The sequence below is a fragment of the Actinosynnema sp. NPDC053489 genome (assembly GCF_044544865.1).
Lineage (GTDB): Bacteria > Actinomycetota > Actinomycetes > Mycobacteriales > Pseudonocardiaceae > Actinosynnema.
The window spans coordinates 480,037-492,439 of record NZ_JBITXT010000002.1 but is presented as its reverse complement, the minus strand read 5'-3'; the positions used below and the strand labels follow the sequence as shown (position 1 = coordinate 492,439).

The following is a 12,403-nucleotide window of genomic DNA, read 5'->3' as shown; positions in this document are numbered from 1 at the left end:
CCGTGGGGGGAAGTCATGACTGAAATCGAACCGCTCTGGGGTGTGGACGAGGTATCGGCGTTCCTCGGCGTTCCGGTCAAAACCCTTTACCAGTGGAAGTGGCAGCGCATCGGGCCGCCCGTGAAGAAGGTGGGGAAGTACCTCCGGTACGTCCCGGCCAAGGTGCGGGGGTGGGCTGATCAAGCGGACGAGAACGCCGCCTGATCTTTCGGCAATTCGATCGACAGGAGAAGACTGTCATGGGGCACATCCAAGACCGCTGGTGGCGGCCGAAGTCGGACGAGTCCGGCAAGCCTGTGCTGGATGGCAAGGGCAAGCCCGTACGGGAGAGGACCGAACTCCACGGTGTCGGGATGCGGTACAAGGTCCGCTACGTCGACCCATCAGGGCAGGAACGCAGCAAGAGCTTTCCGGACAAGCAGCGCGGTGCGGCTGAGGCGTTCCTGCTCAAGGTCGAGAACGAGAAGCGGACCGGCACGTACCTCGATCCTGAGGCCGGCAAGGTGTCATTCCGCGTCTACTCGGACGCATGGCTGCAAGACCAAGCGTTCGACGGCAGTACGCGGAACGCTGTAGAGCGGAGGTTGAAGAAGCTGGTTTACCCGTACATCGGTGACAGGGAGATTGGTTCGATCCTTCCGAGGCACATTCGTGGTTGGTTGCGCACCTTGCAGCAGAAGAAGCTTGCTGGCGGAACGCGTGCGGTCACGTTCGTCCACGTCTCAGCGATCTTCAACGCCGCGATTGATGACAAGAAGATCAGCGAGAACCCGTGCAAGGCCAAGAGCGTGACTCGTCCGCAGCCGGACAAGCGCAAGATCGTGCCCTGGTCGGCGGGCAAGCTGGCGGCTGTCCGGCTCGCGTTGACGGCCAAGTACAAGATCGTCGTTCCGCTCGCGGCTGGTTGCGGTCTGCGTCAGGGGGAGGTCTTCGGGCTCTCGATGGATGACGTCGACCGCGACGAGAAGGTGCTGCACGTTGTTCGGCAAGTGCGCGTCGTGGACAACGTGCAGGTGTTCGCGCCTCCCAAGGGCGGCAAGGAGCGGGACGTACCGCTGCCGGACAGCGTCCTGCGGGACCTGGATGCCTAGGTGGAGGAGTTCCCGCCGGTCGAGGTGACCTTGCCGTGGAAGGAACCGGACGGTGAGCCGGAGACGGTCTCGCTGATCTTGGTCAACAAGGACGGCAACCCGATCAGGCGGGACGGATTCAACCAGTACGTGTGGACGCCCGCCCTCGACCGGGCGAAGGTCACGCGAGTGCCGCAGCAGGACGGGATGCACGCCCTTCGGCACTTCTACGCTTCGGTGCTCCTGGACGCAGGGGAGTCGATCAGGGCGCTCGCAGAGTGGTTGGGCCACTCCGATCCGGCTTTCACTATGCGGGTCTACACGCATTTGCTGCCGTCCAGCAGTGATCGCACCCGAAAGGCGATCGATCGCTTCATGGCGAATTTGGTGGACGAAAATCTGGAAAGATAGCCGTCGCAACCCATCTGTAAGATGCAGATCCGGTGTCAAATATGCGAACTAATCAGTAGTATTTTCATCGCTGTTTGAGCGTTTTCTGCGGAACGTGGCCGGGATGACTCGCTGGATTGTGTGACTGGCTCGGTTCTTCGCAGATTTGAGACGGCGACTGATACGAGGGAAGTTCCTGTGCCAGACCCCGTGGATCCTGCTGTCCAGTAAGAGTGCCCGCGGACTTGTCTTGGCCAGATTGTTCTCCAAAAATCCGTCTATTGAATGTTCGAAATGCGAAATATCGTCAATCCAATCAGGCTTTTCCAGAACCGAGATTTTCAGGTCTCCGCTTGTGAATGCTTCCAGCGTGAGAGTCTCTCCCGGCTTGATCCTCGCTCTTCTGATGGTAAGGGTGTTCGAATCTGCAAGAACCATTTTGCTGATCTGTGACTCGCTCAGTCGCTTGTCATCCAAATGGGCGGACAGGTGGACTGCCCGCGCTCCGCCCAAGTTGAAAGTTAACTCTTCGGTGTATGCGGACGTGTAGATCGTTTTTGCGCTGATATTTTTGAAGGCGAGCAGGAAGTGGCCTGGCTTAATCAGTCTCTTGTTGGCAACGTAAACTTGCGGAGTGGAGTCGAATGATGAGTTTACGTTCATAACCAATGGCGCGGTATAGGCTAACGCTTCAACGGTTTTCGCTGGCGGCCAGTCCGCCCTTCTCTCGTACAGAAGAGAGGTTACGGTCAAATCGGTTGTGATATTCTCATTAGGTGGTGGGATGTTGACAACCTCCTCGACTCCGGCGACTCTTGTCGTCACCTTAATATCGTCGGCGAAGCCGTCTACCACGGCCAGTAGTGTTACTTGGTCGCGAGGATTGAGGAGGAGTGGCTCAATGACGAGCGCGCCGTTCTTTGTGGTCACTTTTGTTTTTTCGTGATCGAATATGTCTGGCCGATTCCATTGGATTGTGCCGTTTGTGAAAGCGGCATGCTCGCCAAAATGGATCTTGATAGGGGCGGTGAAGTCATCTGGTGTGATCGGTGCGAGACCTGTATTTTCGAAACGTACCGCTACCACCATGGGGTGTATGAATTCGTAGTCGTCCAGCTTCACTTTCATGAACTGTTCAGCATCTTCAAGTTGGATGTTTTCGGGAAGTATGAAGCGAAACGAGTTGCTCGTATAGTGGAGTCGTTTCAATTTTCCTCCGCTATTCTGACTGCGAAGGGTCTTGTATGCTATCAGTATCGATATGAGACTTAAGAGTGATGCAATGAGTATTTCCATTTGTCCGATCCTTAGTCGTCGCGGCTTTGTCAACTCGTTCCTAGGCCATGTAAGGTGGAATGGCTCGGGTCGAGTTGCAGGTACTGCTGGTAGTCGCGGGCTCTCTTATTCTGTAGGGGTTGTACGTTCCATGCTCCACTTAGTCCTCTCGGTCTGAGATAGGAGTCTGTCGTATGTTGGTCTACACAGCTTGATGGGTACTTGCAATCCTTCGATGTAGGTGCCTGTAGCGGTGCCCTGTCGTTCATGGCATGGCCTTGCGGGCGAAGCGGACGAGCACGAGCATGATCCGCAGACCGACGACGCGGACGGTTCCGCAGACGGCCTGTAGACGGCCTGAGCGGGGGATGGGGTGCAAAGTGGCTGGTCAGTTCGCTGCCTACCAGAACGAGATCTACCTCCAGGGCCTGGCCGGGACCGTGCCGCCGTTCACCACGGACCCCGAGGCGCTGGAGGCGTCCGCCCGGGAGCGGCTCGGGCCCGGGCCGTTCTGGTACGTGGCGGGTGCGGCGGGCGGCGGGGCGACGGCCCGGGCGAACCGGGAGGCGTTCGACGACTGGCGGATCGTGCCGCGGATGCTCACCAACGCCACCGAGCGGCACCTCGGGACGACCGTGCTGGGCACCGAGCTGCCCGCGCCCGTGCTGCTGGCGCCCGTCGGGGTGCAGTCCATCCTGCACCCCGACGGCGAGCTGGCGACCGCGCGTGCGGCGGCGGAGCTGGGCGTGCCGTTCGTGCTGTCCACGGCGTCCTCGCACACCCTCGAAGAGGTCGCCGAGGCGGCCGGTGACGCCGCCCGCTGGTTCCAGCTCTACTGGCCCAACGAGCCGGATGTGGCCGCCAGCATCCTCGACCGGGCGCGCGAGGCCGGGTACCGGGTGCTCGTCGTCACGCTCGACACCTGGACGCTGGCGTGGCGCCCGCACGACCTCGACCAGTCCTACCTGCCGTTCCTGCGCGGCATCGGCACGGCGATCCCGTTCTCCGACCCGGCTTTCCGGGCGGGGCTCGCCGCGACCCCCGAACAGGACCGGCCGATGGCGATCCTGCGGTGGGTGCAGCTGTTCACCGGCACCGACAAGTCGTGGGACCAGCTGCCGTTCCTGCGCGAGCACTGGGACGGGCCGATCGTGCTCAAGGGCATCCAGCACCCCGACGACGCGCGCAAGGCCGTGGACGCGGGCGTGGACGGCATCGTCGTGTCCAACCACGGCGGGCGGCAGGTGGACGGCGCGGTCGCGTCGCTGGAGGTGCTGCCCGAGATCGCCGAGGCCGTGGGGGAGCAGGTCGAGGTGCTGTTCGACTCCGGCATCCGCACCGGCTCGGACATCGTCAAGGCGCTCGCGCTGGGCGCGAGGGCCGTGCTCGTCGGCCGCCCGTTCGCCTACGGGCTGGCGCACGGCGGGCAGGTCGGCGTGCGGCACGTGCTGCGCAGCCTGCTCGCGGATTTCGACCTGACCCTGGGCCTGTCCGGGCACCGCAGCCCGGCCGAGCTCAACCGCGAGGCGCTGCGTCGGCGTTGAGCTGCCGCAACCGGTTCTGCACGGTGGTGAAGTCGGCCGGCTGCACGGTGATCCACGGCGTGCCGTCGCGGCCGGTCGTCTTCGCCGACAGGTAGCGGCCCGTGACGGTGTCGAAGTACGTCAGCGGAGCCGCGCACCGCTGCTTGCGCCCGAACCGGTCCCGCCGCGCGGCGTAGAGCTGGCCGCCGCCGGTGCGCTGCTCGGCCAGCAGCCTGCGCACCTGCTGCACCTCCGTCGCGTGCCCCCCGGTGGGCCTGCTCGCCTGCAGGAACGACCCGCTGTCCTCGTCGGGCCGGGGTTGGCGCGGCTTGTCGTGCAGGGCGTCGGCGGGCAGCGAGATCACGCCGCCGCGCCCCGGCTTGGCCTCCGGCAGCGCCGACACCAGGGACGGCACCACGTCCTCGACCCGCACGGGCTCCAGCACGAAGTGCTTGTCCGCCCGCAGCACCACGCGCAGCGCGTCGTCGCCCGACTGCGCCACCAGGGCGGTGCGGGTCTCGTCGTCGCCCTGGTTGAAGAACGCGTAGTACTCGGCGCTCGCGTCGGCGATCAGGCGCAGCGACCTGGCCAGGTCCGCGTGCACCTGCCGACCGCGGGCGAGGCCGAGCCGCTCCAGCTCGGCCCACCCGCGCCGGGCCAGGTCCGCCAGGCCCGTGACGTCGCCCTCGGCGAGCCGGTCCTCGTCGAAGTCGACCTGGGCCAGCAGCGCGTTGTGCAGCGTCGGCAGCCCTTCGGCCTGCCAGGCGTTGTAGAGCGCGACGACCGGGATCGCCACCCTGGTGCGCAGCACGGTGCCCCCTGGTTATTCGCCGATGACCGGCGGGGCGACCAGCGTGCCGTCGCCGAAGATGTCCTCGGTCTCCTGCAGGTAGGACGCGGACTTGTGCTCCTTGTCCTCGTCGCCCTGGCCGCGCGCGCCACCGGCACCCATGCCCGCGCCCATCCCGGCCGCGCCGGGGCCGCCACGCGCACCGGCCGCACCGCCCGGCCCGAACCCGCTGCCGCCGGGCCCGAACCCGCCGCGGCCCTCGCCGTGCCCCATCGCGCCGGACGTGCCGCCGGGCCCGAACACCCCGGGCCCACCGGGCGCCCCGCCCATGCCGGGGACCCGGGCACCGCCGAACCCGCCGGCGCCACCACCGCCCGCCCCGCCCCGACCGCCACCCGGCCCACCGGTCCCACCCGGGCCGCCGCCGGGCACGCGCGGCACGCCCGGTGTCGTGGACGGCGGGCGGTTGCGCGGGTTGTTGGGGTTGCGGGGGTCGTTCGGGTTGCGCGGGTCGTACGGAAGCCGGGGGTCGTAGGGCAGCCTCGGGTCGTTCGGGAGGCGGTCCTTCGGCAGGTCCGGCGGCCGGTAGCCGATGTCGGGCCGGGGCTGGTCGGGGTCGGTCCGCACCCAGGACGGCCTGGTCGTGTTGTCGACGGGGCCGGGGGTCGTGACCTGCGGCGGGCTCGTCCACGACGGCGTGGTCGTGCTGTCCGTGCCACCGGTGTCACCGGAGCCGGTCCGGTCGGTGCCGCCCTTGCCGGGGCTGTCGGGGTCGTCCTTGCCGGGCTTGGGCGGCGGGATCTCGGTGTGCTCCTGCTCGATGTCCGCGCCGATCTCCTGCGGCGACTGGAACGTCGGCATCCCGGCGCCCGCCGAGTTCGCCGTGCTGCCGTACGTGCTGAGGACGGCGACGTTGTGGGAGTTGACCTGCTGGCTCTTCTCGACCGCGTCGTCGTAGTCGGTGTCCCACGGGATCGCGTCGTTGTACCAGGGCTTGTCGGGCACGTCGACGGGCTTCTGCAGGCTGTCCTTGGCCTGGCGGAAGGCGCGGCTGATCTCGGCGGTGTGGTCACCTGCCGTGGTGGCGCTGCTGCCCGCCGCGTCGGACCAACTGGCCAACGGCGTGGTGGAGGACCGGGCCTGATCACCGGCCGCACCCTCCCAAGCGGCGCCGGAAGCGCGGACCGCCTGGTTGATCAGCTCGCTGACCTCGGCCTGACCGTCCGAGATGCTGTTCCAGACCTCGTTCCCGGGGTCCGTGGTCTGCTCGGGGCCCTTGCCGTCGTGGAACCAGCCGTAGATCTTCTCCGCGCCGAACCCCATCTGGAGGAGCATGAAACCCCCCAGGTCCATGTCCACGTCGCCGGCCATGCCCCTACCCCTTCAGGTTCCCGACGATCGTCTCCGCGATGGCACCGGAGACGGAGCACGGGTTCTTGTACTCCGGCCGCTTCTCGTCGTTCACGATGCTCTGGACCAGGAAGCCCCGGCCCTTGGCCACGCCCACGCCCGTGGTGCAGGAGCCGCTCTTGAGGTCGGTCTTGCTGCCGTTGAAGGCGGGGTAGCCGGCGACCTCGATCTCCTCGAACTCGGCGAACTCGTCGCGGTTCTCGTAGTAGCCCGCGATGCCGTCGGTGTCCTTGAGGATCGTGGCGCTGAAGCTGGTGCCCAGGACGCGGTCCTGCGGACGCCACTGGCACGTCTCGCCAGCGGCGTCGGAAGCGCTCTGGCCCGGCTTGGTGACGTCGTGGGCGGCGAGCTGGTCGGTCTTGAGGAGTTCGCAGGCGGTGACCTTCGACAGGTCCAGCTCCGGCCCGGTGATCGGGGGCATCCCGCTGCCCTCCGGCTCGGAGGACCCGGTGGTCGCGCCGCCGGTCGTGGTCGCGGCGGGACTCGGGCTGCCCCCGGTCGACGTGCAACCCCCGAGGACCACGACCAGGGACAGCACTGCCAGAACTGCTCGCCTCACGACTACTTCCCCTCGCCCTTGAAGGCGTCGGCGGTCGCCTCGTCCTGACCCTTGTAGGTCGCCAAGGCCGCTTGGATGTTCAGGATGGTGTTGGTGAGGGCCTTGTAGGCTTCCTTATTCGCCCACACGTAGCCGCCCGGGTCGCCTCCGGCGGACTTGCGGATCGCCAACGTGGCGAATCCGCTGTACGGGTCCTTGCCGGGTGACTGGACACCGACGAGCCGTTCGGCCTGCGTCACCAGACCCTGGAGCTTGTCGCGCGCCTCGATCAGGCCGTCGATCAGCTTCTGGGCCTGCGCCGGGTCGACGCTGAACCTCGTCTGGCCCGCCACGAGGCCCGCGCCCGCGGGTCCGGCGGCCACCGTGTCCGCCACGAACCCGATCTGCTTGACGCCCCCGCCGCCTCCGGCGTCCAACATCGTCGCGCTCCCCTCACGCCGAACTGCCCCGCAGTGATGATGGCACAGGCCCCCGTCGCGGTCGGGGGTTCCGGGATGGTTGGTCCGACCGGGGGATGGACGTCCGATTCGTTCAATACGCGGTACTGCGGGCAGGCCTACCGTCAAGGCATGATCGAAGCAGCCCGTTCCTTCATCTGGCTCAACGCGCGCGTCCTCGAGCAGCGGCGGTTCCGGTACCTGTTCGACGGTGGGTCCGGTGACGCCGTGGTGGCGGCGGTGGAGGCGTACCGCAACGACGACGGCGGGTTCGGGCACGCGCTCGAACCCGACGGGCGCGGGCCCGACAGCCAGCCGTTGCACACCTACACCGCCTTGTCCCTGCTCGCCGAGGTCGGGGTGGTGGAGCACGCCGAGACCGCGTGCGACTTCCTCACCACGATCACCAACGCGGACGGCGGGGTGCCCAACTGCCTCGACACCCCCGGTTTCCGCGCGCCCTGGTGGCAGCCGTCCCCGGACAGCGACCTGCTCGTCACGGCGCTGCTGGCGAGCGTGCTGCACAGGATGGGCGTCGAGCACCGCTGGTTGGCCGCCGCCACGGCGTTCTGCTGGCGGCGCATGACCGACCTGACCGAGTCTCACCCCTACGAGGTCAACGCGTGCGCCCGCTTCCTCGACCACGTGCCGGACCGGCCGAGGGCCGAGCGGGAGGCGGAGCGGCTGGGCGCGCTCGTGCGCGAGCGGGGGCTCGTCGACCTCGGCGACGGCCGGGCGCACCAGGGGTACTCGGAGGGGGAGACGCACAAGCCGCACCACTACGCGCCGACGCCCGACAGCCTCGCGCGCCGGTGGTTCGGCGACGACGAGCTGGCCGCGGACCTCGACGCGGTGGCGGCGGCGCAGCGGGAGGACGGCGGGTGGACGTTCCCGTGGGCCGCCTGGACCCCCGTCACGACCTACGAGTGGCGGCCCGTCGTGACCATCGAGGCGCTGCTGGCCCTGCGCGCCCACGGCCGGATCAGCTGACCCAGCGGCACGCCCGCCAGCTCCCGGACCTCCCGGGACAGGTGGGCCTGGTCGGCGTACCCGGTGCGGTGGGCGACGTCGGCGAAGGGCACGCCCGCCCGCGCGAGCTTGACCGCCCGGTCGAACCGCAGCACCCGGTGCAGCACCTTCGGCCCGTAGCCGAACGCGGCCAGGCTGCGCCGGTGCAGTTGCCGGGCGCTCAGGCCCAGCGACCGCGCCAGGTCACCGACGCCGGTCGACGACACGGCCGACGCGATCGCGCCGACCAGCGGTTCCGGCGGTGCCGCGCGCAGCCGGGCCACGGCGGCGGAAGCCAGCACGGCGCACGGGTCGTCGGCCGCGCCGAGGGCGTCCTCCAGCCGCGCCGACGCACCCCACACCTCGGCCAGCGGAACGCGCTGGTCGCGCAGCTCCACCGCGGGCACGCCGAACGCCGAGGGCCCCACGCCCGGACCGAACCGCACGCCGAACACCGCGCCCAACCCCGGCGACGTCACCTGCCCGACCGTGTCCGGCCCGGCCACGAACACCTCGCCGGTCCCGGCCGAGTAGATGATGTCGGTGCACCCGTCCGGCACGACCAGGCCGGAGCCGGCCGACGTGCGGGTCCACACGCAGGCCAGGCCGGGGAACGGGCGTTCCGCGTACACCCGGCCGATGGTAGTGGCGGGCCGCGCCGGAGGAGTCGCGCGCGGCCCGCCACGGGCACTCAGGTGCCGAACCGGATCCAGTTCAGGCTCACGTACGGCGCGGGCTGGCCGCTGGTGAACGTGACGTAGACGTCGTGCGTGCCGGTGACCCCGGCGATGTTCGCCGGCACCGTGCGCCAGCTCTGCCAGCCGCCCGTGTCGGCGATGGCGAAGCTGCCGACCGGCGCCGCGGTCGGGCTGTCCAGCCGCACCTCGACCAGGCCGCTCACCCCGCCGGTCGCGCCGGACGCGGCCCGGGCGACGAACTGCGTCGCGGTGCGCGAGCCGAACCGGACGCCGGAGAACCGCAGCGAGTCGCCGTTGCGCAGCTGCGCCACGGTCTGCCCGCCGTCACCCGCTTCGAGGTAGCCGCCGGACCGCGAGGTGGCCTGCTCGGCCTGGATGTCGGCGAACGCGTCCCACCCGCTGCCGCCGGGCGGGTTGGTGGTGGTCGTGGTGGTGGGCTGGGTGCCGCCGCCCGCCGACCACACGGCCACGTAGTCGACCACCAGCGAGTGGCCGGACTGGGTCGCCGAGGTCGGGGTGCCGGTGCCCGCCACGCCGTTGGGGAACGCGCCGCCCATGGCCAGGTTGAGCAGCAGGAAGTAGCCCGCGTGGCTGGTCATGTTGTTCCACGTGGTCGCGTCGAGCTGGCTCTGGGTGACGCTGTGGAACTGCTGGCCGTCGACGTACCAGCGCAGCGCCTTGGGCGAGGAGCCGTCGTCCCACTCGAAGCGGTAGGTGTGGAACGCCGACTGGCACGAGGAGCCCGGGCAGGCGCGGCTCGCGCCGAGGCCGTTGGTCTCGTTGCACGGCCCGCCGGGGTTCACGCCGCAGTGCAGCACGCCCCACACGGAGTTGATGCCGTTGACGTTCTCCATGATGTCGAACTCGCCGATGGCGGGCCAGTTCCAGTAGTTGCCCCGGTAGGGCGCGCCGAGGGCCCAGAACGCGGGCCAGTAGCCGAGGGCGGCTTGGCCGGTGACGTTGGGCATCTGGATGCGGCCCTCGATGGCGAGCTTGCCGCCGGCGGGCGGCTTGAAGTTCGACCGCTGGGTCTCGATGCGGGCGGACGTCCAGTTGCCCGAGCCGTCGCGCAGCGCGGTGATGCGCAGGTTGCCCGAGCCGTCGAGCTTGATGTTGTTCGTGCTGTTGGTGTAGTTCTGGATCTCCCCGGTGCCCCAGTTGCCGGGTCCGCCCGGGTAGCCGTGGCCGAGGTCGATGATCCAGTTCGAGGACGACGGCAGCGAGTTCGCCGCGCCGTTGAAGTCGTCGCTCCACTGCAGCGTCCAGCCCGCCGGGGTGGAGGGCACGGAGGCGTCGGCCGACAGGGTGGCGACGACGGCGAGCGGCACGGAGGTGATCAGGGCGGCGGTGGCCGCGAGGACGCGTCGTCGTCTGCTCCGGCTGAACTCCATGAGCGGTGACCTCCTTGTCACTGTCCTAAGCGTTCGGCACGCCCGCGAATCATGAGAGCGCTCTCACGGAGATCGTTCAAGAGGCTGAACGGCGCAAATGCCTACTTCGCGTCCGCGTAGGAGTCCACCGCGACCGCCTTGAGCGGGAAGCGCACCGGTGTCGCGCCGAACACCAGCCGCGACGCCTCCTCGCCCGCCGCCGCCACCTCGGCGCACACCACCTCGGCCAGCTCCTCCGGGCAGTGCACCAGCACCTCGTCGTGCTGGAAGAACACCAGGTGCGCGCCCCGCGCCGACCGGTGCAACCGCCGCCGCAGCACGCCCAGCAGCGCCGCCGTCCAGTCCGCCGCGCTGGCCTGCACCACGAAGTTGCGGGTGAACCGGCCCCAGTCCCGCGCCGCCCGCCGCGACCGGCGCAACGCCTCCTCGTCGTCGTCCGCGCTGCCGGTCACCGCCCGCCACGCCTCCGACGGCGGCGGGCTCGTGCGGCCCAGCCGGGAGCGGACCACCCGGCCCTGCTCGCCCGCGAGCGCGGCGGCCTCCACGTACCCGACGGCCTCGGGGAACCGCCGCCGCAGCACCGCCATCGCGGGAGCCGCGTTGCCGCCCGTGCCGCCGTACATCGCGGAGAGCATGGCGAGCTTGGCCTTGCCGCGGTCGCCGTCGAACGCCTCCGCGGCCAACGACGTGTAGAGGTCGTCGTCCGACGACACCTCGGTGAATTTGTGGTCCTCCGACAGCGCCGCCAGCACCCGCGGCTCGAGCTGCGCCGCGTCCGCCGCCACCAGCTTCCACCCCGGGTCGGCCCGCACCGCCGTGCGCAGGGCGCGCGGGATCTGCAGCGCCGCGCCGCCCCGGGTCGCCCACCGCCCGGACACCACGCCGCCCACCACGTAGTCCGGCCGGAACCGGCCGTCGGCCACCCAGGCGTCCAGCCACGACCAGCCGTGCGCCACCCACAGCCGGGCCAGTTCCTTGTACTCCAGCAGCGGCGCCACGGCCGGGTGGTCGACGCCCTTGAGGACCCACGCGCGGGCCGACGGGATGTCGATGCCCTCCCGCGCGAACGCGCGCACGATGCCCGGCGGGTGGTCCGGGTTGACCTGCCTGCCCCCGAACGCCGCCGTGATCGCGTCGGCCAGCTCCGCGAGCCGGGCCGGGCGCACCCCGCCGGCCGGGCGCGGGCCCAGCACGTCCTCCAGCAGCCGCTCGTGCACGTCGGCCCGCCAGGGCAGGCCGAAGTGGGTCATCTCGGCGGCGGCCAGCGCGCTGGCGGACTCGGCCGCGAACAGCAGCCGCAACCCGTCGGCGTGCGGCAGCCCGGCCACCACCCGCTGCTGCTCCGCGTGCACCGCCGCCAGCGCGTCGAGCGGGTCCGCGTCACCGGGCAGCCGCTGCTGCTCCGGTTCGAACAGGGTCGGCTGGGTGTCGCGCCTGCGCGGCCCGTGGTCCTCCGGCACGGGCAGGCCGCGCAGCCGGGCCAGCGCCGCGCCCAGCCCGCGCGGCTCGCCGTGCCGCCCCCGGTAGGCCAGCAGCAGGTACTCCGCGTGGGCCAGGTCCTGGCACCGCTCGACCCGCACCCCGCGCGCCAGCAGGTCGGGGTAGACGTCCGCCGTCTCCGCCCACAGCCACCGGGGCCGGTGCCGTTCCTCCAGCTCCGCCACGACCGCCGCGAGGTCCGCCGCGGCCACCGCCGGCCCTGCGGGCACGCCGGCGTCGGAGAGGACGCGGTAGCGACCCGCGCCCTCCCCGTCCGGCGCCACGGCGATGAGCATGCCGCGATTGTGCCCACCGGGTCCGACAGCCCCGAGGTCGGCGGTCGCCCGATCGTGGCGCGGGGCCGGGGGCAGGA

General features: G+C 69.7%; 13 protein-coding genes. 5 read left to right on the top strand and 8 right to left on the bottom strand.

What is annotated here, in order from left to right; genetic code table 11:
• Positions 1-15: 15 nt before the first annotated feature.
• The 3 genes from ACIGNX_RS05310 to ACIGNX_RS05300 are packed head-to-tail and all read left to right on the top strand — an operon-like array spanning position 16 to position 1,481.
• Positions 16-204: a helix-turn-helix domain-containing protein gene (locus ACIGNX_RS05310; RefSeq protein ID WP_396536549.1), complete on the top strand. Its 189-nt coding sequence runs from the start codon at positions 16-18 to the stop codon at positions 202-204.
• Positions 205-239: 35 nt separating this feature from the next.
• Positions 240-1,091, top strand: coding sequence for a tyrosine-type recombinase/integrase (locus tag ACIGNX_RS05305; RefSeq protein ID WP_396536547.1), 852 nt, complete (start codon positions 240-242; stop codon positions 1,089-1,091).
• Complete coding sequence (locus tag ACIGNX_RS05300; protein ID WP_396536545.1) at positions 1,092-1,481, top strand: tyrosine-type recombinase/integrase; 390 nt, start codon at positions 1,092-1,094, stop codon at positions 1,479-1,481.
• 48 nt (positions 1,482-1,529) lie between these two features.
• Here ACIGNX_RS05300 and ACIGNX_RS05295 read toward each other — a convergent pair whose 3' ends face one another.
• Positions 1,530-2,756 (bottom strand): hypothetical protein, encoded by a 1,227-nt coding sequence (locus ACIGNX_RS05295; RefSeq protein WP_396536543.1) that lies wholly within the window; start codon positions 2,754-2,756, stop codon positions 1,530-1,532.
• 359 nt (positions 2,757-3,115) lie between these two features.
• Here ACIGNX_RS05295 and ACIGNX_RS05290 point away from each other — a divergent pair, with 359 nt between their 5' ends.
• Positions 3,116-4,279: a lactate 2-monooxygenase gene (locus ACIGNX_RS05290; RefSeq protein ID WP_396536541.1), complete on the top strand. Its 1,164-nt coding sequence runs from the start codon at positions 3,116-3,118 to the stop codon at positions 4,277-4,279.
• Here the strand turns inward: ACIGNX_RS05290 and ACIGNX_RS05285 are convergent.
• From ACIGNX_RS05285 to ACIGNX_RS05270, 4 genes are read right to left on the bottom strand one after another with little or no spacing between them, the layout of a single operon-like run.
• A complete protein-coding gene (locus tag ACIGNX_RS05285; RefSeq protein WP_396536539.1) occupies positions 4,251-5,069 on the bottom strand; it encodes an ESX secretion-associated protein EspG in 819 nt (272 codons plus the stop codon). The two genes, ACIGNX_RS05290 and ACIGNX_RS05285, sit on opposite strands and share 29 nt — an antisense overlap.
• A 12-nt stretch (positions 5,070-5,081) precedes the next feature.
• A complete protein-coding gene (locus ACIGNX_RS05280) occupies positions 5,082-6,419 on the bottom strand; it encodes a hypothetical protein (RefSeq protein WP_396536537.1) in 1,338 nt (445 codons plus the stop codon).
• 4 nt (positions 6,420-6,423) lie between these two features.
• Positions 6,424-7,017 (bottom strand): DUF3558 domain-containing protein, encoded by a 594-nt coding sequence (locus ACIGNX_RS05275; RefSeq protein WP_396536535.1) that lies wholly within the window; start codon positions 7,015-7,017, stop codon positions 6,424-6,426.
• A 2-nt stretch (positions 7,018-7,019) separates the two neighbouring features.
• Positions 7,020-7,436 (bottom strand): hypothetical protein, encoded by a 417-nt coding sequence (locus ACIGNX_RS05270; RefSeq protein ID WP_396536533.1) that lies wholly within the window; start codon positions 7,434-7,436, stop codon positions 7,020-7,022.
• A 150-nt stretch (positions 7,437-7,586) separates the two neighbouring features.
• Between ACIGNX_RS05270 and ACIGNX_RS05265 the strand changes: the two genes are divergently transcribed.
• On the top strand, positions 7,587-8,444 hold the full coding sequence (locus ACIGNX_RS05265) for a hypothetical protein (protein ID WP_396536531.1): 858 nt from the start codon (positions 7,587-7,589) through the stop codon (positions 8,442-8,444).
• On the opposite strand, the gene ACIGNX_RS05260 is transcribed toward ACIGNX_RS05265, so the two are convergent.
• From ACIGNX_RS05260 to ACIGNX_RS05250, 3 genes are all read right to left on the bottom strand, one after another.
• On the bottom strand, positions 8,375-9,094 hold the full coding sequence (locus ACIGNX_RS05260; protein ID WP_396536529.1) for a helix-turn-helix domain-containing protein: 720 nt from the start codon (positions 9,092-9,094) through the stop codon (positions 8,375-8,377). The two genes, ACIGNX_RS05265 and ACIGNX_RS05260, sit on opposite strands and share 70 nt — an antisense overlap.
• Positions 9,095-9,153: 59 nt before the next feature.
• Positions 9,154-10,551, bottom strand: coding sequence for a carbohydrate-binding protein (locus ACIGNX_RS05255; protein ID WP_396536527.1), 1,398 nt, complete (start codon positions 10,549-10,551; stop codon positions 9,154-9,156).
• A 101-nt stretch (positions 10,552-10,652) separates the two neighbouring features.
• Positions 10,653-12,326, bottom strand: coding sequence for a bifunctional 3'-5' exonuclease/DNA polymerase (locus ACIGNX_RS05250; protein WP_396536525.1), 1,674 nt, complete (start codon positions 12,324-12,326; stop codon positions 10,653-10,655).
• Between the last annotated feature and the right edge of the window lie 77 nt (positions 12,327-12,403).

What these genes read in the sequence shown, in the direction of transcription:
- ACIGNX_RS05310 (WP_396536549.1), top strand. Translation starts at nt 16, where the DNA reads ATGACTGAAATCGAACCGCTCTGGGGTGTGGACGAGGTATCGGCGTTC.
- ACIGNX_RS05305 (WP_396536547.1), top strand. Translation starts at nt 240, where the DNA reads ATGGGGCACATCCAAGACCGCTGGTGGCGGCCGAAGTCGGACGAGTCC.
- ACIGNX_RS05295 (WP_396536543.1), bottom strand. Translation starts at nt 2,756, where the DNA reads ATGGAAATACTCATTGCATCACTCTTAAGTCTCATATCGATACTGATA.
- ACIGNX_RS05280 (WP_396536537.1), bottom strand. Translation starts at nt 6,419, where the DNA reads ATGGCCGGCGACGTGGACATGGACCTGGGGGGTTTCATGCTCCTCCAG.
- ACIGNX_RS05270 (WP_396536533.1), bottom strand. Translation starts at nt 7,436, where the DNA reads ATGTTGGACGCCGGAGGCGGCGGGGGCGTCAAGCAGATCGGGTTCGTG.
- ACIGNX_RS05265 (WP_396536531.1), top strand. Translation starts at nt 7,587, where the DNA reads ATGATCGAAGCAGCCCGTTCCTTCATCTGGCTCAACGCGCGCGTCCTC.
- ACIGNX_RS05255 (WP_396536527.1), bottom strand. Translation starts at nt 10,551, where the DNA reads ATGGAGTTCAGCCGGAGCAGACGACGACGCGTCCTCGCGGCCACCGCC.
- ACIGNX_RS05250 (WP_396536525.1), bottom strand. Translation starts at nt 12,326, where the DNA reads ATGCTCATCGCCGTGGCGCCGGACGGGGAGGGCGCGGGTCGCTACCGC.